Genomic DNA, 25,940 nt, shown 5'->3' with positions numbered 1-25,940 from the left:
GCTCAGGACTGCGGAGGCGTGGCGGTATTTTCCGCCCGGTCACCGCTGCGGAAGCTGACGTAGGCTTCGCCACGCAGCTCCTGCAGGAAGCGGTTGTACTCGTCTTCCAGCTTGCGGCGACCGATGGTCTCGCGGACCTGGGCGCGCTGGTTGTCACTGCCGACGTCGGTCTGGCGGGTGCCCACGCGCTGCACGATGTGCCAGCCCGCATCGGTGCGGAACGGCTGGCTTACGCCGCCGTCCTGGATGCCTGCCACCTGCTGGCCGAAGGCCGGGCCGAACGCGTCGGCCGGGAACCAGCCCAGATCGCCGCCCTGGCCCTTGCTGTTGGTGTCCTCGGACGATTCCTTGGCCACCTGCTGGAAGTCGGCACCGCCGGCAATACGCGCACGCAGGGTGTCGATCTTGGCCTTGGCGGCGGCGTCGGACTGGGCATCGTCCACGCGCACCAGGATATGGCGGCCGTGGTACTCGGTGACCGTGTGGGTGCCTGCCGCCGCGCTGGCGTCACGCACTTCCACCAGCTTCAGCAGCTGGAAGCCGCTCGGGCCACGGATCGGGCCGACCACTTCGCCGGGCTTCATCTGCTGCATCGTCTGTGCGAACGCGGCCGGGATTTCATCCAGGGTGCGCCAGCCGAGGTCGCCGCCTTCCAGTGCATTGGGGCTGTCGGAATAGCGCACGGCCGCCGCATTGAAGTCCAGTTCGCCCTTGTCCAGCAGGGCCTTCACGCCATCAGCCTTCTTCTGGCCGGTGGCGATCTGCTCGGCGCTGGCACCGTCGGGCAGGGCGACCAGGATGTGTGCGAGGTGGAACTGGTTGCYGGCATCGGCCTGCTGCTTCAGGGCAGCATCGACCTCGCCTTCGCTGACGCTGATGCGGCTCTGCGCGAAGCTCTGGCGCAGGCGCTGCACGGTGATCTCGTCACGCACCGAGGCGCGGAAATCGTTGAAATCGATACCGTCACTGGCCAGGCGCTGGCGCAGGGCATCCAGGGTCGAGCCGTTCTGCTGGGCGATGGCATTCATCGCCTGGGTCAGTTCCTGGTCGCTGACACGGATGCCGCTGCCCTGGGCACGGGCCACCTGCAGCTTGACCAGCACCAAGCGCTCGAGCACCTGGCGGCTGAGCACGTCATCGGGCGGCAGCTGGGCCTCGCGGCCGGCGTACTGCGCCTTGATGTTGGCGATCGCACGCTGGAGCTCGCTCTGCAGGATCACGTCCTCATCGACGACAGCAGCGATGCGATCCAACGGCTGGGCCTCCTGCGCAAGAACCTGCAGGGGGGCGGACACGCTGGACACCGCCAGAAGCGATGCGAGGAGAACGGGGAAGCTCTTGGTCATGGGATCTGATTCGGATCGTAGTCATCGCGGGTCGCTCCGGTGTTGCTGGGCGGCACGAGATAGAGGTCGTCGCGGTTGTAGCCGAGGATAGCACGGCGCAAAGTGCGGTCCGTGTCCTGGCCGAGGGAGCTCAAGCCCTTGAGCACGAACTCGAGCTGGATGGAGTTGTTCATTTCGCCTTCGCGGTTGCGCACGTAGCGGCGGGCCACGGCGCGAACGGCCAGGCAGCAGCTGTCCCACTGTACGCCACCGATGATCTCCAGCGGTTCCTTGTCCTGGATCGAGTAGTAGTAGCGGCCGACCAGGCTCCAGCGCTCGTTCAGCGGGTACAGGAACGACAGGTCGGCCTGTTCCAGCAGGGTGCGGTCATGCTTGTTGGCGGTGGCCGGGGCGCCGGAATTGATGCGGTAGCGGTAGGTCAGGTTGACCACGCCGTCGTTGGACATCAGGTAGCGGGCACGCACGCTGGCCAGATCCTCGCGCTTGTACTTGGGGTCCCACTGATAGGTGGCGCCCAGGGTCCAGCGGTCGTTGATCATGTAGTTGCCGTCGGCGATCCAGGCCGACTTGCCCTTTTCAACCGGCGCGCCACCGGGGACCACGCTCACCCGCGACTCGTCGAAGTACTGGATCTGGCCGATGGAGGCCGAGAAACGCTCCTTGCCGGTGGTCTGGTCGATGAAGCGGGTACCCAGCGCCAGAGTCAGCTGGTTGGCGTCGTTCTGGCGATCGGCGCCGGTATAGCGCGAATCGCGGAACAGCTGGCCCCAGCTGAAGGTGAAGTCGCGGGTATCGAAGATCGGCAGCTCGTCCTGGTTGCGGTAGGGCGTGCGCAGGTAGAACAGGCGCGGTTCCAGGGTTTGCAGGAACGACTTGCCACCGATCTTCGTCTCACGGTCGAAGAACAGGCCGGCATCGAGGCTGGCGATCGGCAGGCTGCGGCTGGGCGAGGTATTTCCGCGAAGCTGTTCCGGAGTGGCCGTGTTCGGGTCGATGCCCTGCGAGACCAGGATGCTCCTGCGGGTGGCATCGGCCAGCCCGCGGTCCAGCTCGTAACCGGTGTAGCGGTAGGCCAGGGTCGGGGTGATGTACCAGGACGCGCCGCTGATCGGGAACGACACATAGGGCTTCACATCCAGGCGTGAGCCACCATACATGCGCTGGGTCTGGCCGTTGCGCGTGTACTGCAGGTCGGGACCGGCCTCGGCGCCGTACTTGAAGTTGATGTCGTCGTGGGTGAAGCGCACGGCCTCGGCGTAGACGCCGGTCTCCAGCCACGGCAGCAGCGGCTTGTCCCAGTTGAGGTACAGGCGCGGCTGGCGGTTGTACGGCAGTGCGCGCTCGTCAAGCGTGTAGTCGGTCAGCTGCCAGCGGTCGGCCATGATGCCGGCCGTCCAGTTCTTGCCGGTGCCGTACAGGCCGACCGTGCTCTGCAGGTTCGACGCGGTGACGCCCACCAGGCGATTGGCGAAGTCTTCCACGTAGCGCTCGTCGCTGACCCAGGCCAGGTTGGCGCGGGCCTGCCAGTGGCTGTCCACGTTGTGGTAGCCACCGAATATCACCTGGCCGCGATCGCGGTCGCGCAGCTTGTCGTTGGGCATGAACGCAGTGATCAGTTCACCGCGGCCGCCGTTGTAGAGGTAGCGGAACTCGTTGTCGAGCATCAGGCCGCGCCGGCTCATGTAGCGCGGGGTCAACGTGTCGTCGTAGTTCGGCGCCAGGTTGAAGTAGATCGGCTGTGCGTAGTCGAAACCGTTGCGGCCGGACATGCCCAGCTGCGGGAACAGCAGGCCGGTCTTGCGCCGGTCATCGATCGGGAACTTGAAGTAGGGCGCCCACAGCACCGGCACCTTGCCGATCCGCAGCACCGCGTTGCGGGCGGTGCCGAAGCCTTCGTCGTTGTCGACTTCGATCTCCGGGGCGGTCAGCTTCCATACCGGCTGCGACGGGTCGCAGGTGGTGTAGGTGGAGCGGTGCATCTGCCCGACCGCGCCCTGCAGGTCGACCGATTCGGCTTCACCGTTGCCGCGGCGGGACACCAGCTGGTACTGGATGTCGGTGATCTTGTGGGTGTCGCTTTCCTGGTTGCCCTCGGCGCGCTTGGCGACCATCCGGATCGAGGCATCCTGGTAACGGACGTTGCCGTCGGCGACATAGTTGCCGCTTTCGGTATCGAAGCTGAGCTTGTCGGTGCCCACGAACTGGTCGCCCCGGCGCAGCGCCACGTTGCCCTGGTACTGCGGCACGGTGGTGGTGCCCAGCAGCTGGTCGCCCTCGATGTCGGTGGGCTGCTGTTCGCGCGCAGCGCTGGCGGCAGCCTTGTCCTGGCCGGGCACCGGGGTCGGTGCGTCGGTGAACGCAGGGATCACGTCGGTGGCCGGGCAAAGGCCCCAGTTGAGCGGCTTGTCATCAGCCCATGCCGGAAGGCAGACGGCGATGCTCAGGGGCAGGGGAAGCAGGCGGAGGGCTCGGCGCACGCGGTTCGGATTCGGGCGAAAACGGACGGTAGCTTGCCCCATCCCTTGCATAGGGGCAATGAAGGCCTCCCCGGGTTGCCGGTTCGGGTTCATCCAGGCCCGTTGCCGGAGGGCGTGTCGATCAGTGCCTGCAGGTGGGCCACGCTGCACTCGGCCAAGGCCTGCAGGTCGTATCCTCCCTCCAGCATCGACACCACCCGGCCGGCGGCATGGCGGCGTGCCAGCGCGTGCAGTTCGCGGGTGATCCAGGCGAAATCGTCGGTCTCCAGCATCAGGTCGGCCTGCGGGTCGCGCAGGTGGGCGTCGAAGCCTGCCGAGATCAGCAGCAGCTGGGGGCGGAAGTCGTCGATCGCCGGCAGCATCTCGTCGGCCCAGACGTTGCGGAAGCGGAAGCCGCCACTGCCGGGCGGCAGCAGGATGTTCATCAGGTTGCCGGCACCGCGGTCACGGCGCAGGCCGGACTCGGGGAACAGCCCGGCCTGGTGGGTGCTGTAGTAGGACACCCGTGCGTCGTGCTGGAAGATGTCCTGGGTGCCGTTGCCGTGGTGGACGTCGAAGTCGACCACTGCGATCCGCTCCAGACCGTGGCGGTCGCGGGCGTAGGCGGCGGCGATGGCGATGTTGTTGAGCAGGCAGAAGCCCATCGCGGTGCTGCTGGTGGCATGGTGGCCGGGCGGGCGCACCGCGCAGAAGGCCAGCGGATCCTCGCCCAGCATCACCGCATCGACGGCCGCGACACCTGCGCCGGCGGCGTGCACCGCGGCGCTGGCCGAGCCCGGCGAGGTCCAGGTGTCCATGTCCAGCTGGCGCAGCGGTGCGCTCTGCGGTTGCAGTACCAGATCCAGCAGCGCGCTGTCGTGGACCCGGGTCAGTTCACCGAACTTGGCCGGCGGCGGTTCGCGCCAATCCAGTTGGCCGGGGAAGGCCTCGTGCAGCGCGTCGAGCACCACCTGCAGGCGTTGCGGGCATTCAGGATGGCCAGGGCCCGGATCGTGCAGCAGGCAGGCGGGATGGGTGAAGACCAGCACGGCGGCTCAGCGCTGGCGATGCTGTGGTTGCCACAGCGCTTCGCCGTGGCCATCGGCCCGTGCCAGCACCCGGGCCAGCACGAACAGCAGGTCTGACAGCCGGTTGAGGTACTGCAGCGCCTCGCTGCGTACCGGTTCCACGCGGGCCAGGGCGACCGTGTCGCGCTCGGCGCGGCGGACCACGGTGCGCGCCAGGTGGCAGCGCGCGGCGGCCTCGCCACCGGCCGGCAGGATGAACTCCTTCAGCATCGGCAGGTCGGCGTTGTAGTGGTCCAGCTGCTGTTCCAGCGCCGACACATCAGCGGCGTGGATGGCGGCATGGCCGGGAATGCACAGTTCGGCGCCCAGATCGAACAGCTGGTGCTGCAGGTGCACCACCAGCGCGCGGACGTCCTCCGGCAGCGGCACGGCCAACAACAGGCCGAGCGTGGCGTTGGCTTCATCGACGGTGCCATAGGACGCAACACGCAGGTCATCCTTGCCGACCCGGCTGCCGTCACCCAGGCCGGTGCTGCCGTCGTCGCCGGTGCGGGTGTAGATGCGCGAGAGGCGATGACCCATGGCGTGGCTCAGTGGTGGATGTCGCGGCGGGCCTGCAGGAGCTTGAGCACCTGCTCCACGGCCAGCTGCAGTGCGGCGGCCAAGGCCACGTAGATCGCAGTGGTGCGCAGGTAGGGGCCGAACCACTGGGCGTAGTTCTGTGCCCATCCGGCCACGGTCGGCTCGGCCACGTTCTGGCTGGTCCAGTAGAAACCGCCCTGCGCCAGCAGATGGCACAGCGCCACCGACGCCACCAGCAGCAAGGCACCCTTGCCCAGCACCGACCACTGCGCGCTGCGGTAGTTGCGGCCCAGCAACATGCCACCGGCCCACATCGCGAAGTAGGCCGGCAACAGCAGCCAGTAGCCCGGCGATACGCAGTAGTGCTGCCAGAAGTCGAGGCCGCTGCTGCGGATCACGATCCAGTCGACCAGCACCGCGAACACCATCAGCAGCGGGAACGCCCAGCGGGTCCAGCGGGCGAGATAGAAGCCGCCGATGAAGAACACCGCCCAAGAGGCGTCAGGGATTGCCGCGAAGTGATTGACGCGGGTCGCAGCCAGCAACAGCACGAGCACTGACAGGACGAAGGCGCGGGGGGCGGAGTCGGACATGGCGGTGGGCCGGAGCGGATTCAGGTTTCATTCTAGCCCGGCGCGGCGCTTGGCGCAGGCGGGGCGGCGTGGGGCATGCCGGCGCGGCGAGCGCGTATCATGCGCCCATGAGTGAACGACATGACGTGCTGATCGTCGGTGGCGGTCTGGTGGGTGCCAGCCTGGCCATCGCCCTGGACCGCCTGGGCCGCGACGTGGGCCTGCTCGAAGCCAGCCCGGCCGGGGAACTGCCGGCGGTGTTCGACCAGCGCAACCTCAGTTTTGCCGCCGCCACGATCAACGCGCTGACCGCGCTGGGGGTCATGCAGAAGCTGTCGATGGCCCCCGGCCCGATCCGCCGCATCCATGTCAGCCGCGCCGGCGATTTCGGCCGTGTGCAGCTCGATGCCGCAGAGTACGACCGGCCATGGTTCGGCCAGGTGGTGGTGGCGCGTGATTTCGGCCAGGCGCTGGAAAGCCGGCTGCAGGAGTTGTCACGGCTGCGCCGCTACCGGCCGATGCGTTTCCTTGGCCTGGGCGAGGTGATTGACGGCTACCGCCAGGTGCGGGTGGCCGATGACAGTGGCGAGCGGGTGCTGCTGGCGCGGCTGGTGGTCGGTGCCGACGGCACCAGCAGCGGCGTGCGCGATGCGTTGGGCATCGACGTTGATCGCCACGACTTCCAGCAGACGCTGTTCGTGGCCCGCGTGCGCAGCCAGCGCGCGCCCGATGGCACCGCCTGGGAGCGTTTCACCGATACCGGCCCGACGGCGTTGCTGCCGCGTGGCGACCGCCATTTCGGCACCGTGCACGGGGTTGCCCGTGACCAGGCAGAGGCGGTGATGGCGCTGGACGACACCGCCTGGCTGCAGCGCCTGCAGCAGGCCATCGGCTGGCGGGCGGGCCGCCTGCTCGACTCCGGCCCGCGCAGTGCCTATCCGCTGATCCAGGTACTGGCGCGCGCGCTGGTGGGGGAGCGCACGGTGCTGCTGGGCAATGCCGCGCAGACCATCCACCCGCTGGGTGCGCAGGGTTTCAACCTCGGCCTGCGCGACGCATTGACGTTGGCCGAGCTGCTGGAAGTGGAGGGCGATGCCGGCAGCGATGCACTGTTGCGATCCTACGTGGACCGCCGCGAAGAAGATCGACGGCAGACGGTGGCGTTCTCCGGCGGTCTTGCCCGGCTGACCAGCAATCCGGCGCCGCTGCTGCGCCCCCTGCGCAGCCTGGGCCTGGTGGCCGCACAGCGCGCCTCGGTGCAGTCGATGCTGGTTGGTGGTGCGATGGGCTTCCGTGGCGATGTGCCGCGCCTGTGCCGTGGAGAAGCCGCATGAACCGGCGCGCACGCCTGGACGTGGCCATTGTGGGCGGCGGTGTGGTCGGCGCCGCCTGTGCGCTGGCGCTGGCCGATGCCGGCCTTGCCGTAACGCTGGTGGAAGGGCGTGAACCGGCACCATGGCAGGCCGCACAGCCGGATCTGCGGGTGTTCGCCTTCGCCGCCGACAACGTGCAGTTGCTTGAGCGTCTCGGCGTGTGGCCGACGATCGCCCAGGCACGCGCCTGGCCATACCGGCGCATGCAGGTGTGGGACGCGGGCGGTGGCGACGACCTGCTGTTCGACGCCGATCGCTTCGGCCGTCGCGAGCTGGGTTTCATCGTCGAGAACGGCTTGCTGCAGGATCGCTTGTGGGCGGCGCTGCCGGCAGCTGGCGTGGAGCTGCATTGCCCGGCGCGCGTGGAAGCGCTTGAACAGGACGAGCACGCTGTGCGCCTGCGCCTGGATGATGGTCGTCGCGTCGAAGCCGCGCTGGCGGTGGCTGCCGACGGTGCTGAATCGACCCTGCGCGGACTGGCCGGGATCGACGTTGAACGCCACGACTATCAGCAGCGCGGTGTAGTCGCCTATGTGGACAGCGAGCTGCCCAACCAGGCCACGGCCTGGCAGCGCTTCCTGCCGACCGGTCCGCTGGCGCTGTTGCCGGTGGCCGAGCGCCGCAGTTCCATCGTCTGGACATTGCCCGACGACGAGGCCGCACGCGTACTGGCCCTGGACGAAGACGCATTCAATCGTGAACTGACCCGCGCTTTCGCCGCGCGCCTGGGTGAACTGCGGCTGGCCTCGCCGCGCGCAGCCTTCCCGCTGCGCCGGCAGCTGGCCCGCCACTACGTGGCCGGTCGCGTGCTGGCGCTGGGCGATGCCGCCCACGTGGTGCATCCGCTGGCCGGGCAGGGCGTCAATCTTGGCCTGCGCGATGTCGCCGCCCTGCAGCACTGGCTGGCGCCGTCGGCCGAACGGCGTGGACAACCCCGGTTGTCGCCGCAGCGCGTGCAGCGCTGGGCGCGTGAGCGTCGCAGCGACAACCAGATCGCCGCCTACAGCTTCGACGCGATCAACCGGCTGTTCTCCAACGACGAGATGCACCTGACCCTGGCGCGTGGCCGCGCGCTGGGCTGCGTAGGCAAGTGGCCGCCGCTGGTACAGGCCTTCTGGAAGCGCGCCGCAGGGGTGTGACGGCGAGGCCCTGGTACATGCCAACCTTGGTTGGCGCGCCGATCGGGCATCCTCGCCCCAGCTGGAGTGAGGGCCTTCCGGCCTTGTGCCAACCAAGGTTGGCACCTACCAAAAGCGGGCCATGCCGGTCTGCAGCGAATCGCTTCTGTAGACGTCAACCTTGGTTGGCGCGCGAGCCCCGGATCATCCGCCGGTAGCGCCGGGCCATGCCCGGCGAGCGCGCAGCGCGGTTCACCGATCCCGCCGGGCGTGGCCCGGCGCTACCGGAATCGGGTCAATCGATCAGCCAACCGGCAAGGTCAGCGCGGTCCAGCTTGCCGCGACGCTTGCTGTCCAATGCGTTGAACTCATCGGAAAGCGCCGGATTGGCCAGTGCTTCGTCACGGCTGATGAAACCATCAGCGTTCACGTCCAACTCGGCGAAATGGATGCGGTACTGGCCGAGCACGCTGGCCGGCGCCAGCGAACGCACCGTTACCGGGGTTTCGCCCAGCGGCACCACGATGTCGACGCTGCCGGTCACGCGGCCGGCCGACAGCGACTGCTGCCGGACCACGCCACTGTCATCACGCAGCGGAGCACTTTGTGCCGGCTGCGGGCGCGCCGGTTGTGCCAGTGCCGGCGACGCCAGCACCGCGGTACACAGCAGCAGGGATATGCGCAGGATGTTCATCAGCGCAGCGGCGACGCCAGCACCGTGATTTCCTCACGGTCGTGGTACAGCTGCTTGGCACGTACCACCAGCGGCTTGCCGGCCTGCTCCTGGAACAGGTCCAGGCACAGGCGGGTTTCGTCCCAGCGCTTCTTCATCGGCAGCTTCAGGTTGAAGATCGCGTGCCTGCACCAGCCCTCGCGGAACCAGGTGGCCATGCGTTCGGCGACGCGACGCGGCTGCTCGACCATATCGCAGACCATCCAGTCCAGCGGCTGCTCCGGGTGCCAATGGAAACCATCGGCGCGCAGGTGTTCGACCAGGCCGGTGTCCAGTACGTGCTGGCGCAGCGGGCCGTTGTCGATGCTCAGCACATGCACGTGCTGGCGCGTCAGTACCCAGGTCCAGCCGCCGGGTGCCGCGCCCAGGTCGGCCGCGCGCATGCCCGGACGCACCAGCGCTTCGCGTTCTTCCGGGGCGAGCAGGGTCAGCAGCGCCTCATCCAGCTTCAATGCCGAACGCGAAGGCGCGTCAGGCAGCAGCTTCAGGCGCGGAATGCCCAACGCCCAGGGTGCACTGTCGTCCGGGTTGGCCACGCAGATGAAGGCATGCGTGCCATCGACGAACACCACGTGCAGGCGCGGCAGGCGTGCGTTGGGTTTGTCGCTGAGTTTGCCGGCCTTGCGCAGCGCCGGGCGCAGGGCATTGCCGAAGGCACGCGCGAGCCCGGACAGCGGTTTGCCGGCGTCCGAATCGGGATGCTCCACCCACAGATCACCGAAGCGCGGCGCATCGGCCAGCACGTCCAGCATCGGCGTGATGCGGTCGGCCGGGTCCAGCTGCGGCAGCTCGGCCAGCACCACCAGCTTCTGGCGGGCGAAGATCAGCTCGCGCCACGGCAGTCGCGGTGCAAGCGCTGCGGCTTCATCGCACATGAAGAGCACGTAGCCGTCGTTGCGCTGGGTACGGGCGTAACCGGCAAAACCGGCGGCGCCTGCGCGGAACTGCAGTTCGCCGGCCAGTTCGGGCTCGAAGCCCTGCCGGCACAGGCACAGCAGGCCGATGCCGGCCTCAGTAACGGGCGCCATCGCTTTCCCCATAGGTACGCAGCACGCTGCGCGCCGCATCGCGGTTCAGGCCCTGCACCACGTCGATGCCGCGCTTGTTGAGCTCGCCCACCCAGTCGGCCGGCAGCGGGCCTTCATCGAACGGGGTCAGTTCTTCCACGTCGGCCGAACTGGCGCCGATCAGCAGGCGGTCGATGCCGGCCCACACGGTGGCGCCGTAGCACTGGCAGCACGGCTGCGAGCTGGTGGCCAGGGTGATCGGCGACAGCACCGCGTTCAGGCGCGGGGTCTGCAGGCGCTGCTGGGCCAGCATGTAGGCCATGTTCTCGGCGTGCGCCAGCGAGGTCGAATGCGGCATCACCCGGTTCACGCCGGCAGCGATCACCTTGTCATCCGGCCCAAACACCACGGCGCCGAACGGGCCGCCACTGGCGTGGTCGACGTTCAGCCGCGACAGCTCGATCGCCAGCGCGACCTTGGCCTCGTCGCCCGGATATCGACGATCCAGGTCGATCTGGTCGTGGATCCAGGCGGGAAGGGTCAGGTGGACTTGCGCGTACAGCATCGCGGGGGTGCCTCGTTGGGAGTGAAAGGAACAGGTGCAACAGATGTCGGCGCGCAGTGTAGCGGCAGTGGCATGTACCGGGCGTGCGCGCTGGATTCAGGCCGCTGAGGGTGAGCCGGTGCGGATCACCACGTACTGCTTGCGGAATTCCAGCCCCGCCTGCGGCCAGCGCGCAGCATAGGCGCGCAGCAGCGGCAGGGCAGGGGCGAAGTCATGGCCGTTGACCCGGCAGTCGGCTTCGCACTGGCCCTGCTCGTCGCGCGAAGCGAACAGGCGGATGGCCAGGAAGTGATGAGCCTTCAGCAGATCGTCGAAGGCGTCGATGCTCCTGGTGAACAGGCAGCAGGGGCAGGAGCCGTGGTCGTCTTCGCTGCACGCAGCAGCGTCGTCCAGTTCGCGGGCGCGGTAATGGGCCAGTGGTCCCAGCACCACGGTGCGCTCGTGTTCCCGGCCGTCTTCGTTGGTCGGGTAGGTCAGCCCCATCATCGGCAGATCCGGTGCGTCTTCAGCGCCGATGGCGGCCTGCAGGGTCGGCAGATCCACCCGCACCCAGGTCTCGAAGCCGGACAGCAGGGATTCCTGTTCGGTCGCGCCATTGGCGTGCTGGTATTCGAACAGGCCATCGGCGAACAAGCCCGCGTGACGGGTCTCGATGACGGTGGAGGTCTGCCAGCCGCCGTTGTCGCGTTCGTTGCTGCCGACACCGTGCGGGGTCAGGTGCAGGCCACTGTCGAGCAGCAGTCCGTCGCCCTCGACGGTGCAGGCGATGTCACGGCCCAGCAGGACCTGTTGCAGCAGCGGCAGAAGTGCACTCGGGGCAGCGGACATGGCAGGGCCTGATGGGTAGGAAAGAACGGACGATGATGGCGGTATCCGCTGCACAGCGGCAGTGCGTGCCACGTGCGCAGCACGGCCGGGCCGCGTCCGCTGGTCGGCGATGCGGCTTCACGGGATGGGGCACTCGCCGGGATGACGCGGGCGCCTGTGCGGCGCCCGCGCAGGTGCTCAGGCCGACCAGGTGTCGCGCAGGGTCACGCTGCGGTTGAACACCGGCTTGGCTGCGGTGTGGTCGCGGCGGTCGGCAACGAAGTAGCCGGTGCGCTCGAACTGGAACGACTGTTCCGGCGCCGCGGTGGCAGCCGCCGGCTCGACATAGCCGATGACGGTGCGACGTGATTCCGGATTGAGGTAATCGCGGTAGGTCTTGCCTTCCGATTCATCGTCCGGGTTCGGCACCGAGAACAGGCGGTCATACAGGCGGATCTCGGCCGGCACGCCGTGCACCGCGCTGACCCAGTGGATGGTGCCCTTGACCTTGCGGTTGGCGCCTTCCATGCCCGGACGCGACTCCGGATCCAGCCAGCCGCGCAGTTCGGTGATGGTACCGTCGGCATCCTTGATCACTTCATCGCAGCGGATGATGCCGGCGCCGCGCAGGCGCACTTCGCCACCGGGAACCAGGCGCTTCCAGCCCTTCGGCGGCACTTCGGCAAAGTCCTCGCGGTCGATCCACACTTCACGTGCGAACGGCACTTCGCGGGTACCGAAGCTTTCGTCCTTCGGGTGGTTGCTGAAGGTCAGCTGCTCTTCGTGGCCGTCGGCCAGGTTGGTCAGCACCAGCTTGACCGGGTCGACCACGGCCATGCGGCGCGGCGCGGCGCTGTCCAGGTCTTCGCGCAACGCGCCTTCCAGCACGCTGAAATCGATCAGCGAATTCTGCTTGCTGATGCCCACGCGCTCGGCGAACAGGCGCATCGCCGCCGGCGTGTAGCCACGGCGACGCAGGCCCTGCAGGGTCGGCATGCGCGGGTCTTCCCAGCCGTCCACCAGCTGTTCGGTGACCAGCGCCATCAGCTTGCGCTTGCTCATCACCGTGTAGTTGATGTTCAAGCGCGAGAACTCGATCTGGCGCGGCTTGGCCGCTTCGCGCGGCAGGCCGGCGTCGACCAGCGGCTGGGTCAGGGCGTCATCGTGGGCGAAGTCGACGTTGTCCACGCACCAGTCGTACAGCGGGCGGTGGTCTTCGAACTCCAGCGTGCACAGCGAGTGGGTGATGCCTTCGATCGAATCGCCCAGTGCATGGGCGAAGTCGTACATCGGGTAGATCGGCCAGGCGTTGCCGGTGTTCTGGTGTTCGACGTGCTTGATGCGGTACAGGGCCGGATCGCGCAGGTTGATGTTGCCGCTGGCCATGTCGATCTTGGCGCGCACGGTGCGCGCGCCATCGGGGAATTCACCGGCGCGCATGCGGCGGAACAGGTCCAGGTTTTCCTCGACGCTGCGGTCGCGCCACGGCGAGGGCCGGCCCGGTTCGGTCAGGGTGCCGCGGTAGGCGCGCACTTCCTCGGCCGACAGGTCACAGACGTAGGCCTTGCCGTCGGCGATCAGCTTCTCGGCGGCCAGGTAGTAGGCGTCGAAGTAATCCGACGCATGGCGCAGCTCGTTCCACTCAAAGCCCAGCCAGCGCACGTCGTCCTGGATCGCGGCCACGTACTCCGGGTCTTCCTTGGCCGGGTTGGTGTCGTCGAAACGCAGGTTGCAGACGCCGCCGAACTCGCCGGCGACGCCGAAGTTCAGGCAGATCGACTTGGCATGGCCGATGTGCAGGTAGCCGTTCGGCTCGGGCGGGAAGCGGGTCTTGATCGCCTGGTGCTTACCGCTGGCCAGGTCCTCGCGCACGATCTGGCGGATGAAATCGCGCTTCTCGTGGCTGTCGGCGGGGGTCTCGGGGCTGGCGGGGGTGTGCTCTGACATGAGTCGGCGAAAGAAAGGCAGAAAGATTGCCAGTCTAACGCTTACCGGGAAGGGCTGCCCGGGGGTGCCGCTACGCTCGCCGGGCGTATGCTGGAATCCTGTCCCACGGAGCCGCTGCATGCACATCGTGTACAAGGCCGACAATCTGTTCGACGCCCACCTGGTCAAGCACGCGCTGGAAGACGCCGGCATCCCGGCGTTCGTGTTCGGCGAGTCGCTGCTGGGCGGCATGGGCGAGCTGCCGCTGTTCGGCGTGCTGCGGGTCGGTATCCCCGACGCCGCGCGGGCACAGGCCGAAGAAATCGTGGCGGCGCTGGACTTGGGCCACGCCGCAGACGCCCCCATTTCAGATGCCGACGACATTGCCGGGCTTCCGGCGTAGGAGCGCATCATGTTGGGAATCGGACAGGGCATCCTCGGCATCGGGGCCTTCAAGCAGCGCCTGCCGCGCCCGGAAGAGGCTTTGCCGGGCCGCGACCAGCCGCTGCCGCTGCACAGCAACCAGCACTTCGTGAACAGCCATCCGCTGAAGGACCGTTTCGCCGGCCTGCAGCAGATCCGCTTCGCGCTGGGCTGCTTCTGGGGCGCCGAGCGCAAATTCTGGAACGAGCCGGGCGTGTACAGCACCTCGGTGGGCTATGCCGGTGGAATCACCCCGAACCCCACCTATGAAGAGGTCTGCTCGGGCCTGACCGGCCACACCGAGGTGGTGCAGGTGGTGTTCGACCCGGCGGTTGTCAGCCTGGAGCGGCTGCTGCAGCTGTTCTGGGAAAGCCATGACCCGACCCAGGGCATGCGCCAGGGCAACGACACCGGCACCCAGTACCGTTCGGCGATCCACGCCACCGACGAGGCYCAGTACGCCGCGGCGCTGGCCAGTGGCGAGGCCTACCGGGCGCAGCTGGCTGCAGCGGGTTATGGCCCGATCACCACCGAGATCGTGTATCCGGCACCGACGTACTACTACGCCGAGGACTATCACCAGCAGTACCTGGCCAAGAACCCGAACGGCTACTGCGGCATTGGCGGTACCGGCGTGAGCTGCCCAATCGGGTTGGATGTGGAGGTGCCGCGCTGACGCGCGGTGGTCCGCCTGCGGCGGGCAGAAGCCAAAGCCAAAGCAAAAGCCAAAGCGGCTGGGTTTCTGTGGGTTGGGCGGGGCAGTGTGGGTTGGCAGGACACGCCGTAAACCCCCCTCCGGGGGCCGGCCCAGCCGCTGGCGGCTGTGCGTTCGGGCGCTTGCGAAGCAGTGCTTCGCAAGCAAAGCGCCCTCACCCATGGGGGCTCGATGGCGCCATCCATGGCGCCAACGGTCCTGCCAACCCACACCGCCCCGCCCCCGACCGTTTCCCGGTGACGGTGGGCAAGAGCATGGGTTACTGACGAACTGATGGAAAACAAAAAGGACGCGGCGTTCGCCGCGTCCTTTTTGTTTGTTTGCTTGCGAGCAAGCGCAGCGCGCGACCCGCTTCTGCTCTTCTTTTCTTTCTTCCGTGGCGGACCGCCGCAGGAAACTGTCAGAGGGCGGGCGGGTTGGGTTCGCGGGGGTGTCCGCCGCATGGATGCGGCGGCCAAGCCTCCAGGGACGGATTCACGGCGTCCCCCGCGAACCCAACCCGCCCGACCCAGCGCGGCTGTTGCTTCATGCAGTTCGCGACCAAGCCCCCGCCACGAGGGGCTCAGCCGTTGGCTGGAATCACAGTTCCGAGCGAATGCGCTCGCGCAGCGCCTGCAGATCCTTGGCAAACGCATCGATACCGGTCGCCAGCTTCTCGGTCGCCATCGGATCGGCGGCCAGGTCGGCTGCGAACTTTGCCGCGTCGATCGGCGTCACCTGCACCGCTTCAGCGGCACCGGCCACCAGCTTGCGCGGCAGCGCGCCGTGGTCGGCGTCGAGCTTCTCCAGCAGGTCCGGCGAAATGGTCAGGCGGTCGCAGCCGGCCAGCGCTTCGATCTGCGCGGTCGAACGGAACGAGGCGCCCATCACCACGGTCGGCGAACCGCGGCGCTTGAATTCGGCATACACCCCACGCACGAACACCACGCCCGGGTCCTCGTCGATGTTCGCCGGGGTCTGGCCGTTGGCCACGTACCAGTCCAGGATGCGGCCGACGAACGGCGAGATCAGGAACGCACCGGCTTCGCTGCAGGCCAGCGCCTGGGTGGGGTTGAAGATCAGGGTCAGGTTGCAGTCGATGCCTTCGGCCTGCAGCACGCGCGCGGCTTCCACGCCTTCCCAGGTCGCAGCGATCTTGATCAGGATCTTCTCGCGCGGCACGCCGGCATCGGCGTACATCTGGATGAACTGACGGGCCTTGGCCACGGTCGCGGTGGTGTCGTGGGCCTGGTCGGCATCCACTTCGGTGGAGACGCGGCCCGGCACCAGCGTGCTCAGCAGCGCACCGACGCCGATGGTCAGGCGGTCGGCCACGGCGTGCACCACGGCCTCGCGGTCGCCGCCCTGCTGGCGGCCCCAGGCCAGTTCGCGTTCGATCAGTTCCGCATAGACCGGCAGGTCCAGCGCCTTCTTCACCAGGGTCGGATTGGTGGTGCAGTCCACCGGCTGCAGGCGCTTGATCGCCTCGTAGTCACCGGTATCGGCAACGACCACGGACAGTTCGCGCAGCTGGGACAGTTTGGACGGGGTACTCATTACGGCTCCTGGTGCGGGGATTGCAGGGAAACTGATCGCGCGCGGTTCGCAGCGCAGGTCAGGGACGGTCGTTGTGGACCGCGCTCACGCGCAGCCGCAGCTTGCGGCCGCCCGGGGCGGTCCAGTCGATGCTCTGGCCAACGGCCAGGCCAAGCAGGGCGCTGCCGACGGGCGCCAGCACGGACACCTTGCCTTCATCGACATTGGCTTCACGGGGGAAGACCAGGGTCAGGACATGCTTCTCGCCCGACACTTCATCTTCGCACTCCACGCGCGAATGCATCATGACGATGCCTTCGGGAATCTGGTCTGGCGGCAACACGGTTGCGCGGTTGAGCTCGTCGGCAAGCGTGCGCGCGGCCGGCGTCTGGCTGTGTGCCGGGGATTCGAGCATGGCGTCCAGGCGGTCCATGTCGAGGGTGGAAACAGTGATCGACGGCGGAAGGCCGCTGGCGGTGTTCATGGTGACGCTCCTTGGTTGAAAGCCATGCAAAAGGCGGCACCTGCTGGCGCCGCCTGACTGTATTGTGGGGACAAATGCGGCCGGAATCGACTCCCGCCGGTTTCGATGCCCGGCTGCGGTGTCTCAGCCGTTCAGCACCGGCGTGGGCGGGGTGGCAGCATCGCCGCTTGGCGGGGCCAGCGCCTCCAGCGTGAACAGCGCATCGGGCAGGCGCTTGAACTGCTCGGCCAGCTCCATCAGGAACTCGTTCATTGCCGAGCTGCGCCGCCAGATCATGGCGATGCGACGGCTGGGACGGCCCTCGCCGACGAAGTCGAGCAGGCGGATGTTGTTCGAGCGTGGCACCGGCGGCTGTACCGACAGGCTGGGCAGCAGGGTGATGCCCACGTCGGCGGCGACCATCTGTCGCAGCGTTTCCAGGCTGGTGGCGCGGAATTCGGATTTTTCGTTGGCGCCGAACAGTCGACAGACTTCCAGCGCCTGGTCACGCAGGCAGTGGCCGTCTTCCAGCAGCAGCAGCTTCTGCGTGGCCAGTTCCTGTACGTCCAGATGCTCGCGCGTGGCCAGCGGGTGGCGGCCGGACACGGCCAGCAGGAACGGTTCCTCGAACAGGAATTCGGCGTGCAGCTGGTCGTCGATCACCGGCAGTGCCAACAGCGCGGCGTCGAGCCTGCCTTCGCGCAGGCGCTCCAGCAGCACATCGCTCTTTTCCTCCACCAGCAGCAGTTCCAGCTCGGGGAAGCGCGTGCGGATGCGCGGAATCACGTGCGGTAGCAGGTATGGGCCGAGGGTGGGGAAGATCCCCAGGCGCACCGTGCCCGCTTCGGGATCGCGGCTGCGTCGCGCCGCTTCTTTCAGCTGCTCCACTTCGGCCACGATCACCCGTGCCCGCGCGGCCGCTTCGTGGCCGGCGGGGGTCAACATCACCTTGCGCGGTGCGCGTTCCACCAGCGGCAGGCCCAGTTCCTCTTCCAGCTTGCGGATCTGGGTCGACAGCGTGGGCTGGCTGACGAAGCAGGAGGCGGCGGCCCGGCCGAAGTGCTTGTGATCGGCCAGGGCCACCAGGTATTTCAGGTCACGCAGGTTCATCCTCAGACCTCTCGGGGTACTGCACCGGCAGGGCGTGCCCAGCCGGTTGATGGTGCTCCCGATGGCCTGGGAACGTTGGATCAGGCCGCTTCGGCCACCGCACCGCTGCTCTTGGGAACCGAGGAGCGGATCAGGTGATCGAAAGCGCTCAGTGCGGCGGTCGAACCGGCGCCCATCGCGATGATGATCTGCTTGTAGGGTACCGTCGTGCAATCGCCCGCGGCGAACACACCCGGCAGATTGGTCTGCCCGCGGTCATCGATGACGATCTCGCCACGCGGCGAAAGGGCCACGGTGTCCTTCAGCCATTCGGTGTTCGGCAGCAGGCCGATCTGCACGAAGATGCCTTCCAGTTCGACGCGATGGGAGTCGCCGCCGACACGGTCCTTGTAGACCAGGCCGGTGACGCGGCTGCCGTCGCCCAGCACTTCGGTGGTCTGCGCGCTGGTCAGCACGGTGACATTGGCCAGGCTGCGCAGCTTCTTCTGCAGCACTTCGTCGGCACGCAGGCTGGAATCGAACTCCAGCAGGGTCACATGCGACACGATGCCGGCCAGATCGATGGCCGCTTCAACGCCGGAATTGCCGCCGCCGATCACCGCCACGCGCTTGCCCTTGAACAGCGGGCCGTCGCAGTGCGGGCAGTACGCCACGCCCTTGTTGCGGTACTGGTCTTCGCCGGGCACGTTCATCTGCCGCCAGCGCGCGCCGGTGGACAGGATCACCGAGCGCGACTTCAACACCGCGCCGTTTTCCAGCTGCACCTGCACCAGGCCGTCTTCGCCGGCGGGCACCAGCGCACTGGCGCGCTGCAGATCCATGATGTCGACCTCGTACTCGCGCACGTGCTGTTCCAGCGCCGTGGCCAGCTTCGGGCCTTCGGTCTCCTTCACCGAAATGAAGTTCTCGATCGCCATGGTGTCCAGCACCTGGCCACCGAAACGCTCGGCGGCGATGCCGGTACGGATGCCCTTGCGCGCGGCATAGATCGCCGCAGCGGCGCCGGCCGGGCCACCACCGACCACCAGCACGTCGAAGGCGTCCTTGGCGGCGATCTTCTCGGCATCGCGCTTGCTGGCGTTGGTGTCCAGCTTGGCCACGATCTGCTCCAGGGTCATGCGGCCCTGGTCGAACACCGCGCCGTTGAGGTAGACGGTCGGCACCGACATGATCTCGCGCTGCTCGACTTCCTCCTGGAACAGCGCGCCGTCGATGGCCACGTGCTGGATGCGCGGGTTGAGCACCGCGGCCAGGTTCAGTGCCTGCACCACGTCCGGGCAGTTCTGGCAGGACAGCGAGAAATAGGTTTCAAACCGGTAGTCGCCTTCCAGGTTCTGCACCTGCTCGATCAGCTCGGCAGTGGCCTTGGACGGATGCCCGCCGACCTGCAGCAGGGCCAGCACCAGCGAAGTGAACTCGTGGCCCATCGGCAGGCCGGCGAAGGTCAGGTGGATGTCCTGGCCCGGCGTCCCCAGGTCGAAGGACGGCACGCGGCCTTGGCCGTCGCGCAGCACCTGCAGCGAGATCTTGTCCGACAGGCTTTCCAGGGTCTGCAGCAGTTCCAGCATCTCCTGCGACTTGGCACCGTCGTCGGCATGCGCGGTGATCTGGATCGGGCGGGTCACGCGCTCCAGATAGGTCTTCAGCTGCGACTGCAGGTTGGCGTCCAACATGGTCTTCTCCTGGCTTCAGGCAAAACGGGGGCGTGGCACCGCTGTAGAAGGTAGCGGACCAGCGAGGGGGTAGGGGTGAACCCAAGAGGGCAGCGCGGACCTGTGGAAGGGGCGATGCGGGCGCGGCCGTCTTGGGTTCACCCCCACGCCGGCGATGTGGCCGGCACGGGGATGGGCGCGCCACAGCGTGGGGCTGCGGCAGGCCGGTGCTGCTTTAGATCTTGCCGACCAGGTCCAGCGACGGGGTCAGGGTCTTCTCGCCTTCCTTCCACTTGGCCGGGCAGACCTGGTTCGGGTTGGCGGCGGTGAACTGGGCAGCCTTCAGCTTGCGCAGGGTCTCGGAGACGTCACGGGCGATCTCGTTGGAGTGGATCTCCAGGGTCTTGATCACGCCTTCCGGGTTGATGATGAAGGTGCCGCGCAGGGCCAGGCCTTCTTCTTCGATGTGCACGCCGAAGGCGCGGGTCAGCTGGTGGGTCGGGTCGCCGACCAGCGGGAACTGGGCCTTGCCCACGGCCGGCGAGGTTTCGTGCCAGACCTTGTGCGAGAAGTGGGTGTCGGTGGTGACGATGTAGACCTCGGCGCCGGCCTTCTTGAATTCGGCGTAATGGTCAGCGGCGTCTTCGATCTCGGTCGGGCAGTTGAAGGTGAAGGCTGCCGGCATGAAGATCAGGACCGACCACTGGCCCTTCAGGGTGCTGTCGGAGACCTTGATGAACTCGCCATTCAGGTAAGCGTTGGCTTCGAACGGCTGGATCTGGGTGTTGATCAGGGACATCGTTTTTCCTCTGGGTGAAGGGGAGTGGGTGAATCGACAGGACCTAGGTTACTGGTTCCATTTCGATAAGGACAATGCATTGATTACATCTATTTGATAGATGCAGTCTATTGATGTGCGCTGAGCCGGCAATGAATCAGGCCACCTGCATCCTGCAACCCGCTGTATGACAAGGGAAATCATCAGCGGCTGCGGAAACCGGTCGATAGGTCTCTCATATCCCACCGCAGCGAATCCCGCCCCAGCGAACCTGAACGGTATCCAGACTCTACAATTGCGGGCCCACCGCCCGCGCCAGTGCCTGCCATGCCCGCCGATTCCGAACCGTCCCTGCGCCAGGTCGTGGCCGACGCCAGCGGCCGCCTGGGGGGCGTAGAGGCCCGTCATGAAGCGGAGCTGCTGCTGCTGCATGTGCTGCAGCGACCGCGCAGCTGGTTGTTCGCGCACGCCACCGATCCACTGCCCGCCGCCGAGCAGGCCGCGTTCGAGGCCTTGCTGGGCCGGCGCCTGGCTGGCGAGCCGGTGGCCTACCTGATCGGCCGTCGTGGTTTCTGGACCCTCGATCTGGAAGTCGACCCCGCCACCCTGATTCCGCGCCCGGAAACCGAACTGCTGGTGGAACTGGCGCTGGATCGCCTGCCGCCGGACCGTGCACTGCGGTTGGCCGATCTTGGCACCGGCAGCGGCGCGATTGCATTGGCCCTGGCCAGCGAACGACCGCAGGCGCAGGTGCTGGCCACCGACGCCAGTTCCGCTGCGCTGGCGGTGGCGGCCCGCAACGCCGCGCGCCACGAGCTGGGCAACGTGCGTTTTGCCGAAGGTGGTCACGACTGGTACGCGCCGCTGCACGGTGAACGCTTCGACCTGATCGCCAGCAATCCTCCCTATATCGCCAGCGACGACCCGCACCTGCAACAGGGCGACCTGCGCTTCGAGCCGGCCACGGCGCTGGCCTCGGGCGTTGATGGGCTGGACGACATCCGTCGCATCATCGTCGGCGGCGGCGACCACCTGCAGCCCGGCGGCTGGCTGCTGATCGAGCACGGCTGGGACCAGGGCGATGCCATCGGCGCGCTGTTCGAGCAGGCCGGCTACATCGACGTGCAGACCGTGCAGGACCTGGAGCAGCGCGACCGGGTCACCCTGGGCCGGCGACCGGCCTAGAATGGGGGTTCTCCTGCCAAGGGCAGGGCACCACCACGGAGCTGCAAGCATGCGTACGCTGTACCCCGCCATCACCCCTTACGACGTCGGCACCCTGAAGGTCGACGACCGCCACACGCTGTACTTCGAACAGTGCGGCAACCCGGACGGCAAGCCGGTGGTGATGCTGCATGGTGGGCCCGGCGGCGGCTGCAGCGACAAGATGCGCCAGTTCCACGACCCGGCCAAGTACCGCATCATCCTGTTCGACCAGCGCGGTGCCGGTCGTTCCACCCCGCATGCCGATCTGGTGGACAACACCACCTGGGACCTGGTGGCCGACATCGAGAAGCTGCGTGAGCACCTCAAGGTCGATCGCTGGCAGGTGTTCGGTGGCAGCTGGGGCTCGACCCTGGCGTTGGCCTATGCGCAGACCCATCCGCAGCGCGTGACCGAACTGGTGCTGCGCGGCATCTTCATGCTGCGCCGCTGGGAGCTGGAATGGTTCTACCAGGAAGGCGCGAACCGCCTGTTCCCGGATGCGTGGGAGCACTACCTCAAGCCGATTCCGGCGGTGGAACGCCACGACCTGATTTCCGCCTTCCATCGCCGCCTGACCAGCGAAGACGAAGCAACGCGCCTGGACGCGGCCAAGGCCTGGGCGGTGTGGGAAGGCGCGACCAGCTTCCTGCACGTGGACGACGACTTCATCAACAGCCATGAAGACCCGCACTTCGCGCTGGCGTTTGCCCGCATCGAGAACCACTACTTCGTCAACGGCGGTTTCTTCGAGGTGGAAGACCAGCTGCTGCGCGACGCGCATCGCATCGCCGATATCCCGGGCGTGATCGTGCACGGCCGCTACGACGTGGTCTGCCCGCTGGCCAATGCCTGGGACCTGACCAAGGTGTGGCCGAAGGCGAAGCTGGAGATCACCCCGGCCTCGGGGCATTCGGCGTTCGAAGCAGAGAACGTCGACGCGCTGGTGCGTGCCACCGATAGTTTCGCCTGATCGGGTGGTGGTGGTGCCGGCCGCTGGCCGGCAACGCCTTACCGGTAGCGCCGGGCCATGCCCGGCGGCTTTTGCGTTGAAACGTTCATCCACGCATGGCGTGGATCTACTACGGCCCGGTAGCGCCGGGCCATGCCCGGCGGCTTTTGCGTTGAAACGCTCATCCACGCGCGGCGTGGATCTACCACGGCCCGGTAGCGCCGGGCCATGCCCGGCGGCTTTTGCGTTGAAACGTTCATCCACGCATGGCGTGGATCTACCACGGCCCGGTAGCGCCGGGCCATGCCCGGCGGCTTTTGCGTTGAAACGCTCATCCACGCATGGCGTGGATCTACCACGGCCCAGTAGAGCCAGGCCATGCCTGGCTGCTTTTGCATTGAAACGTTCATCCACGCATGGCGTGGATCTACTACGGCCCGGTAGCGCCGGGCCATGCCCGGCGGCTTTTGCGTTGAAACGCTCATCCACGCATGGCGTGGATCTACCAATCCCCGGCCAACAACGCTTCGGCCAGCACCTGCAGTTTCGGTGAGTGCTGGCGCGAGGGCGGGTAGATCAACGACAGCGCGCGGCTGCGGCCTTCAAACGGCTGCAGCACGCGCTGCAGGCGGCCATCGGCCAACGCGTCGGCCACCGCGAAATCCATCACCTGCACGATGCCGATGCCCGCAATCGCTGCCTCCACCAACGGGTCGCCGCAGTCAAACACCATCCGCGTCGGCGGCGTGACTTGGCGCAGCTGCCCGTCCTGCAGGAACTGCCAGTCCACCAGCCGGCCGCTGCGCAGGTTGCGCACCGCCAGGCAGGCATGGTTCTGCAATGCCGCCACATTAGCCGGCTCACCCTGCGCGGCCAGGTAGGCCGGGCTGGCCACGGTCACCCAGCGCAGTGGCTTCAACGGACGCGCCACCATGCGCTGGTCGGCGATGGTGCCGGTGCGCAGGGCGGCGTCGAAGCCTTCCTCCACCAGATCCACCAGGCGGTCGCTGAGCACCGCTTCCACCTGCAGCTGCGGATGCTGCTGCAGCAACGGTCCCAGCAACGGCACCAGCACCTTGCGCCCGAACATCGACGGAGCGCTGATCTTCAACGTGCCCGATGGCGTGCAGGGGCGGTCGGCCAGCAGCCGCTCGGCGTCTTCCATCCCGCACAGCAACGGTCCCACCTGCTCGACGAACTGCTGGCCATCCGGGGTCAGCGCGACATTGCGCGTATTCCGCTGCAGCAGCTTTACCCCCAGCGAGGCTTCCAGCCGGCCGATCGCGCGTGACAGCCCGGACTGGCTCAAGCCGAGCTGGCCGGCGGCGACGGTGAAGCTGCGCGCCTCAGCCACCTGCACCAGCATGCGCACCGCGTTGAGGTCCATCGAGGATCCATTCATGCGAAAAATCATGACAGAAATCGCGCTGAGGGGGTTTATTGATTCACCTGCATCAATGAGACTGCCGTCCCCCCTCCGAACCGGGCGCCGCATGCCTCCCCTGAAATACCCGCGCTGGGCGCTGACCCTGCTGGCCACCGCGCAGCTGATCATCGCTCTGGACGCCACCATCATCTTCGTCGCCCTGCACGACATGGGCCGCGCGCTGCAGATCAATGCGCAGCAGCTGCAGTGGGTGGTCAGCGCCTATACGGTGGCCTTTGGCGGCAGCCTGCTGCTGGGCGGGCGTGCGGCCGATCTGCTGGGCCGCCGCCGCTTCTACCGGCTGGGCATGCTGCTGTTCGCGCTGGCCTCGCTGCTGGGTGCGCTGGCGCCCAGTGCCACGCTGCTGATCGTGGCACGTGCGGCGCAGGGCATCGGTGCGGCGCTGCTGTTTCCGGCCACCCTGGCCCTGATCAATACGCTGTATGCAGAAGGCCCGGTGCGCAACCGCGCGCTGGCAATCTGGAGCATGGCCAGTGCGGCGGGCCTCGCGCTGGGGACGCTGCTGGGCGGCGTGCTGACCCAGGCGTTCGGCTGGCCGGCGGTGCTGGCGGTGATCGTGCCGTTGGCCACGGCCTGTGCGGTCGCCGCGGGCGCGTGGCTGCCGGCCGATGGCCCGCGCGTGCGCGGCCGTTCCTTCGATCTGGCTGGTTGCCTCACCGTCACCGCCGGCGGCAGCCTGCTGGTCACCACCCTGGTGCAGGGGCCGGAATGGGGCTGGGCCGCACCGGCCACGCTCATCTGCCTGTTGCTGTCAGCCGTGCTGCTGACGGTGTTCGTACAGATCGAAAAGCGCAGCCGCGACCCGCTGATGCAGTTCGCGCTGCTGCGCCTGCCCGGCCTGCGTGCAGCACTCGGCCTGACCTTCGCGTTCATGAGCAGCTATGGCGTGCAGTACTACTTCCTGGCGCTGTACTTCCAGGATGGCTATGGCTGGAGCCCGCTGCAGGCCGGCATGGCCTTTCTGCTGCCGACGCTGGTGTGCACCTTCGGCATCCGCATTGCCGAGCGCATGCTGCAGCGCCGTTCGCCGCGGCAGGTGCTGGCTTGGGGCTTCGCCGCCGGTGCAATCGGCATCACCGCGGTGGCGCTGGCGATGCCGCACGGCGCCAGCTACTGGCCGCTGCTGCCCGGCATCGTGGTGCTCAGCGTGGGCCAGGGCATGAGCTGGACGGCGATGTGGATCGTGGCCGGGCAGGGCGTGCCGGGGCCGCAGCAGGGTGTGGCGTCCGGCATGGCGGCTACCGCACAGCAGATCGGCGGCGCGTTGGGACTGGCAGTACTGGTGATGGTGGCCAACGCCGCACGCGGCACGCAGGCGGCAACCAGTCCTGATGCCCTGCAGGGCATGATCAATGCACAGTACGGCGCAGCGCTGTTTGCCGCGCTCGGCGTGGTCATCGCGCTGGGCCTGCGTCCGGCACGGGTAGACTGCAGCTCTCCCGACGCCCTGCCAAACGACGCATGATTGCACTGCTGGATCTTCGCCAGACGCTGGACGCGTTTGCCGCCTGCAATGACGACCACGACGTATGGGCGTCGTTCGGCTGGGTGCATGCCAGCGAGGGCGATCTGCTGGCGGCGCGTTTCTGGTTGCCGGCAGATGAAGACGCCGCGTTCGATGATGACGGTGAAGTGCCCGAGGCCGTGCAGGCGCTGGGCCTGTCGGCCTGCCTGGAACCGGCCACGTTCGCTGACGTACTGGATGTGCAGAAGCGCCAGCGTCCGCTCTCATCCCTGCAGGATTACGCCGAAGCGCTGGCGTACTACGCCGAGTACGACGCCTTCCTGCAGGTGGACGGTGTCGATGAAGCGCTGGGCGAGGCGGGTGCCGCCGAGCAGGACGCTGCGCGCGCAGCCGGTGTCGGGCCGGGCATCTTCGCCGCGTTCGAGTTGACGCTGGCGTGTGCGGGCGAACAGGTCAAGGCTGCGGCACAGCGCGTCGCGCAGCTGCTCGACATTCCGGTGGGCGAAGCGCTGGCACGCTGTCGCGCGCTGCCGGTGTTGCTGGGTGAAGCACTGGATCGGCGTCGTGCGCAGGCGATCAAGGACGATTTTGAAGCGATCGGCGTCCGCGTGCAGGTGCGCGGATTCAAACCGTTCCCGTGGATGGATGTTCCCGTGCTGCGTTGACGAAAATCATCCACGCATGGCGTGGATCTACTGGGAACC

General features: G+C 67.5%; 25 protein-coding genes. 8 read left to right on the top strand and 17 right to left on the bottom strand.

Annotated features, from left to right (window positions below):
* Window positions 1–2: 2 nt before the first annotated feature.
* From AC1DCU_RS19730 to AC1DCU_RS19710, 5 genes are all read right to left on the bottom strand, one after another.
* Window positions 3–1,346 carry a peptidylprolyl isomerase gene (locus AC1DCU_RS19730; RefSeq protein ID WP_478014266.1) on the bottom strand — a complete coding sequence of 448 codons (1,344 nt, stop codon included), beginning with the start codon at window positions 1,344–1,346 and terminating at the stop codon, window positions 3–5.
* Window positions 1,343–3,823 (bottom strand): LPS-assembly protein LptD, encoded by a 2,481-nt coding sequence (lptD, locus tag AC1DCU_RS19725; RefSeq protein ID WP_235189888.1) that lies wholly within the window; start codon window positions 3,821–3,823, stop codon window positions 1,343–1,345. Before lptD ends, AC1DCU_RS19730 begins: the two co-directional genes overlap by 4 nt.
* 89 nt (window positions 3,824–3,912) lie before the next feature.
* Window positions 3,913–4,851 (bottom strand): histone deacetylase family protein, encoded by a 939-nt coding sequence (locus AC1DCU_RS19720; protein ID WP_313445967.1) that lies wholly within the window; start codon window positions 4,849–4,851, stop codon window positions 3,913–3,915.
* 6 nt (window positions 4,852–4,857) lie between these two features.
* A complete protein-coding gene (locus AC1DCU_RS19715) occupies window positions 4,858–5,412 on the bottom strand; it encodes a cob(I)yrinic acid a,c-diamide adenosyltransferase (protein ID WP_025877925.1) in 555 nt (184 codons plus the stop codon).
* 8 nt (window positions 5,413–5,420) lie between these two features.
* Window positions 5,421–6,005: a hypothetical protein gene (locus tag AC1DCU_RS19710; RefSeq protein WP_025877927.1), complete on the bottom strand. Its 585-nt coding sequence runs from the start codon at window positions 6,003–6,005 to the stop codon at window positions 5,421–5,423.
* A gap of 107 nt (window positions 6,006–6,112) precedes the next feature.
* Here AC1DCU_RS19710 and ubiH point away from each other — a divergent pair, with 107 nt between their 5' ends.
* Window positions 6,113–7,318 carry a 2-octaprenyl-6-methoxyphenyl hydroxylase gene (gene ubiH, locus AC1DCU_RS19705; protein ID WP_154879417.1) on the top strand — a complete coding sequence of 402 codons (1,206 nt, stop codon included), beginning with the start codon at window positions 6,113–6,115 and terminating at the stop codon, window positions 7,316–7,318.
* Window positions 7,315–8,496 carry a UbiH/UbiF family hydroxylase gene (locus AC1DCU_RS19700; RefSeq protein WP_442252180.1) on the top strand — a complete coding sequence of 394 codons (1,182 nt, stop codon included), beginning with the start codon at window positions 7,315–7,317 and terminating at the stop codon, window positions 8,494–8,496. The genes ubiH and AC1DCU_RS19700 overlap by 4 nt, the downstream gene beginning before the upstream one ends.
* 274 nt (window positions 8,497–8,770) lie before the next feature.
* On the opposite strand, the gene AC1DCU_RS19695 is transcribed toward AC1DCU_RS19700, so the two are convergent.
* From AC1DCU_RS19695 to AC1DCU_RS19675, 5 genes are all read right to left on the bottom strand, one after another.
* Window positions 8,771–9,169 (bottom strand): EF-hand domain-containing protein, encoded by a 399-nt coding sequence (locus AC1DCU_RS19695; RefSeq protein WP_313445973.1) that lies wholly within the window; start codon window positions 9,167–9,169, stop codon window positions 8,771–8,773.
* Window positions 9,169–10,236 carry a 23S rRNA (cytidine(2498)-2'-O)-methyltransferase RlmM gene (gene rlmM / locus AC1DCU_RS19690; protein ID WP_025877934.1) on the bottom strand — a complete coding sequence of 356 codons (1,068 nt, stop codon included), beginning with the start codon at window positions 10,234–10,236 and terminating at the stop codon, window positions 9,169–9,171. Before rlmM ends, AC1DCU_RS19695 begins: the two co-directional genes overlap by 1 nt.
* Window positions 10,220–10,780 (bottom strand): nucleoside deaminase, encoded by a 561-nt coding sequence (locus AC1DCU_RS19685; RefSeq protein WP_032974948.1) that lies wholly within the window; start codon window positions 10,778–10,780, stop codon window positions 10,220–10,222. Before AC1DCU_RS19685 ends, rlmM begins: the two co-directional genes overlap by 17 nt.
* Before the next feature lie 96 nt (window positions 10,781–10,876).
* Window positions 10,877–11,608 (bottom strand): DUF6348 family protein, encoded by a 732-nt coding sequence (locus tag AC1DCU_RS19680; RefSeq protein ID WP_442252181.1) that lies wholly within the window; start codon window positions 11,606–11,608, stop codon window positions 10,877–10,879.
* Between the two features lie 177 nt (window positions 11,609–11,785).
* Window positions 11,786–13,534 carry a glutamine--tRNA ligase/YqeY domain fusion protein gene (locus AC1DCU_RS19675; protein WP_025877940.1) on the bottom strand — a complete coding sequence of 583 codons (1,749 nt, stop codon included), beginning with the start codon at window positions 13,532–13,534 and terminating at the stop codon, window positions 11,786–11,788.
* Window positions 13,535–13,652: 118 nt separating this feature from the next.
* On the opposite strand from AC1DCU_RS19675, the gene AC1DCU_RS19670 reads away from it, so the two are divergent.
* Both AC1DCU_RS19670 and msrA read left to right on the top strand, forming a co-directional pair.
* The gene (locus AC1DCU_RS19670; protein ID WP_132825899.1) at window positions 13,653–13,916 is read left to right on the top strand and encodes a putative signal transducing protein; all 264 of its coding nucleotides are present in this window, start codon (window positions 13,653–13,655) and stop codon (window positions 13,914–13,916) included.
* Between the two features lie 30 nt (window positions 13,917–13,946).
* Window positions 13,947–14,612 (top strand): peptide-methionine (S)-S-oxide reductase MsrA, encoded by a 666-nt coding sequence (gene msrA / locus AC1DCU_RS19665; protein ID WP_032974988.1) that lies wholly within the window; start codon window positions 13,947–13,949, stop codon window positions 14,610–14,612.
* A gap of 618 nt (window positions 14,613–15,230) precedes the next feature.
* Here the strand turns inward: msrA and AC1DCU_RS19660 are convergent.
* The 5 genes from AC1DCU_RS19660 to ahpC all read right to left on the bottom strand — a co-directional run bounded on the left by AC1DCU_RS19660 (window position 15,231) and on the right by ahpC (window position 20,190).
* A complete protein-coding gene (locus AC1DCU_RS19660; RefSeq protein WP_442252033.1) occupies window positions 15,231–16,187 on the bottom strand; it encodes a transaldolase in 957 nt (318 codons plus the stop codon).
* A 58-nt stretch (window positions 16,188–16,245) separates the two neighbouring features.
* Complete coding sequence (gene rnk, locus AC1DCU_RS19655; protein WP_025877946.1) at window positions 16,246–16,650, bottom strand: nucleoside diphosphate kinase regulator; 405 nt, start codon at window positions 16,648–16,650, stop codon at window positions 16,246–16,248.
* Window positions 16,651–16,773: 123 nt separating this feature from the next.
* Window positions 16,774–17,739, bottom strand: coding sequence for a LysR substrate-binding domain-containing protein (locus AC1DCU_RS19650; protein WP_025877947.1), 966 nt, complete (start codon window positions 17,737–17,739; stop codon window positions 16,774–16,776).
* 80 nt (window positions 17,740–17,819) lie between these two features.
* On the bottom strand, window positions 17,820–19,412 hold the full coding sequence (gene ahpF / locus AC1DCU_RS19645; RefSeq protein WP_033830402.1) for an alkyl hydroperoxide reductase subunit F: 1,593 nt from the start codon (window positions 19,410–19,412) through the stop codon (window positions 17,820–17,822).
* Window positions 19,413–19,626: 214 nt separating this feature from the next.
* Window positions 19,627–20,190, bottom strand: a complete 564-nt coding sequence (gene ahpC / locus AC1DCU_RS19640; protein ID WP_025877950.1) for an alkyl hydroperoxide reductase subunit C — start codon at window positions 20,188–20,190, stop codon at window positions 19,627–19,629.
* A gap of 306 nt (window positions 20,191–20,496) precedes the next feature.
* Between ahpC and prmC the strand changes: the two genes are divergently transcribed.
* Together prmC and pip are read left to right on the top strand one after the other, a co-directional pair.
* Window positions 20,497–21,354 (top strand): peptide chain release factor N(5)-glutamine methyltransferase, encoded by an 858-nt coding sequence (prmC, locus tag AC1DCU_RS19635; RefSeq protein ID WP_442252034.1) that lies wholly within the window; start codon window positions 20,497–20,499, stop codon window positions 21,352–21,354.
* Between the two features lie 49 nt (window positions 21,355–21,403).
* On the top strand, window positions 21,404–22,345 hold the full coding sequence (gene pip, locus AC1DCU_RS19630) for a prolyl aminopeptidase (protein WP_032977488.1): 942 nt from the start codon (window positions 21,404–21,406) through the stop codon (window positions 22,343–22,345).
* A gap of 38 nt (window positions 22,346–22,383) precedes the next feature.
* Here the strand turns inward: pip and AC1DCU_RS19625 are convergent, their stop codons facing one another.
* On the bottom strand, window positions 22,384–22,704 hold the full coding sequence (locus AC1DCU_RS19625) for a hypothetical protein (protein ID WP_478013639.1): 321 nt from the start codon (window positions 22,702–22,704) through the stop codon (window positions 22,384–22,386).
* Between the two features lie 122 nt (window positions 22,705–22,826).
* Window positions 22,827–23,711, bottom strand: coding sequence for a LysR family transcriptional regulator (locus AC1DCU_RS19620; RefSeq protein ID WP_442252037.1), 885 nt, complete (start codon window positions 23,709–23,711; stop codon window positions 22,827–22,829).
* Window positions 23,712–23,817: 106 nt separating this feature from the next.
* Here AC1DCU_RS19620 and AC1DCU_RS19615 point away from each other — a divergent pair, with 106 nt between their 5' ends.
* Both AC1DCU_RS19615 and AC1DCU_RS19610 read left to right on the top strand, forming a co-directional pair.
* Entirely contained in the window at window positions 23,818–25,236 is a 1,419-nt protein-coding gene (locus AC1DCU_RS19615; RefSeq protein ID WP_442252035.1) for an MFS transporter, read from the top strand.
* Complete coding sequence (locus AC1DCU_RS19610) at window positions 25,233–25,901, top strand: DUF7716 domain-containing protein (protein ID WP_032977482.1); 669 nt, start codon at window positions 25,233–25,235, stop codon at window positions 25,899–25,901. Before AC1DCU_RS19615 ends, AC1DCU_RS19610 begins: the two co-directional genes overlap by 4 nt.
* The last annotated feature ends 39 nt before the right edge of the window (window positions 25,902–25,940 follow it).

This window comes from Stenotrophomonas sp. 10L48 (genome assembly GCF_056395105.1).
The sequence above is the reverse complement of the archived record's forward strand: the minus strand, read 5'-3'. Positions and strand labels throughout refer to the sequence as shown.

What these genes read in the sequence shown, in the direction of transcription:
- AC1DCU_RS19715 (WP_025877925.1), bottom strand. Translation starts at nt 5,412, where the DNA reads ATGGGTCATCGCCTCTCGCGCATCTACACCCGCACCGGCGACGACGGC.
- AC1DCU_RS19710 (WP_025877927.1), bottom strand. Translation starts at nt 6,005, where the DNA reads ATGTCCGACTCCGCCCCCCGCGCCTTCGTCCTGTCAGTGCTCGTGCTG.
- ubiH (WP_154879417.1), top strand. Translation starts at nt 6,113, where the DNA reads ATGAGTGAACGACATGACGTGCTGATCGTCGGTGGCGGTCTGGTGGGT.
- AC1DCU_RS19700 (WP_442252180.1), top strand. Translation starts at nt 7,315, where the DNA reads ATGAACCGGCGCGCACGCCTGGACGTGGCCATTGTGGGCGGCGGTGTG.
- AC1DCU_RS19695 (WP_313445973.1), bottom strand. Translation starts at nt 9,169, where the DNA reads ATGAACATCCTGCGCATATCCCTGCTGCTGTGTACCGCGGTGCTGGCG.
- rlmM (WP_025877934.1), bottom strand. Translation starts at nt 10,236, where the DNA reads ATGGCGCCCGTTACTGAGGCCGGCATCGGCCTGCTGTGCCTGTGCCGG.
- AC1DCU_RS19685 (WP_032974948.1), bottom strand. Translation starts at nt 10,780, where the DNA reads ATGCTGTACGCGCAAGTCCACCTGACCCTTCCCGCCTGGATCCACGAC.
- AC1DCU_RS19680 (WP_442252181.1), bottom strand. Translation starts at nt 11,608, where the DNA reads ATGTCCGCTGCCCCGAGTGCACTTCTGCCGCTGCTGCAACAGGTCCTG.
- AC1DCU_RS19675 (WP_025877940.1), bottom strand. Translation starts at nt 13,534, where the DNA reads ATGTCAGAGCACACCCCCGCCAGCCCCGAGACCCCCGCCGACAGCCAC.
- AC1DCU_RS19670 (WP_132825899.1), top strand. Translation starts at nt 13,653, where the DNA reads ATGCACATCGTGTACAAGGCCGACAATCTGTTCGACGCCCACCTGGTC.
- AC1DCU_RS19660 (WP_442252033.1), bottom strand. Translation starts at nt 16,187, where the DNA reads ATGAGTACCCCGTCCAAACTGTCCCAGCTGCGCGAACTGTCCGTGGTC.
- rnk (WP_025877946.1), bottom strand. Translation starts at nt 16,650, where the DNA reads ATGAACACCGCCAGCGGCCTTCCGCCGTCGATCACTGTTTCCACCCTC.
- AC1DCU_RS19650 (WP_025877947.1), bottom strand. Translation starts at nt 17,739, where the DNA reads ATGAACCTGCGTGACCTGAAATACCTGGTGGCCCTGGCCGATCACAAG.
- ahpF (WP_033830402.1), bottom strand. Translation starts at nt 19,412, where the DNA reads ATGTTGGACGCCAACCTGCAGTCGCAGCTGAAGACCTATCTGGAGCGC.
- ahpC (WP_025877950.1), bottom strand. Translation starts at nt 20,190, where the DNA reads ATGTCCCTGATCAACACCCAGATCCAGCCGTTCGAAGCCAACGCTTAC.
- prmC (WP_442252034.1), top strand. Translation starts at nt 20,497, where the DNA reads ATGCCCGCCGATTCCGAACCGTCCCTGCGCCAGGTCGTGGCCGACGCC.
- pip (WP_032977488.1), top strand. Translation starts at nt 21,404, where the DNA reads ATGCGTACGCTGTACCCCGCCATCACCCCTTACGACGTCGGCACCCTG.
- AC1DCU_RS19625 (WP_478013639.1), bottom strand. Translation starts at nt 22,704, where the DNA reads ATGGCCTGGCTCTACTGGGCCGTGGTAGATCCACGCCATGCGTGGATG.
- AC1DCU_RS19620 (WP_442252037.1), bottom strand. Translation starts at nt 23,711, where the DNA reads ATGGACCTCAACGCGGTGCGCATGCTGGTGCAGGTGGCTGAGGCGCGC.
- AC1DCU_RS19615 (WP_442252035.1), top strand. Translation starts at nt 23,818, where the DNA reads ATGCCTCCCCTGAAATACCCGCGCTGGGCGCTGACCCTGCTGGCCACC.
- AC1DCU_RS19610 (WP_032977482.1), top strand. Translation starts at nt 25,233, where the DNA reads ATGATTGCACTGCTGGATCTTCGCCAGACGCTGGACGCGTTTGCCGCC.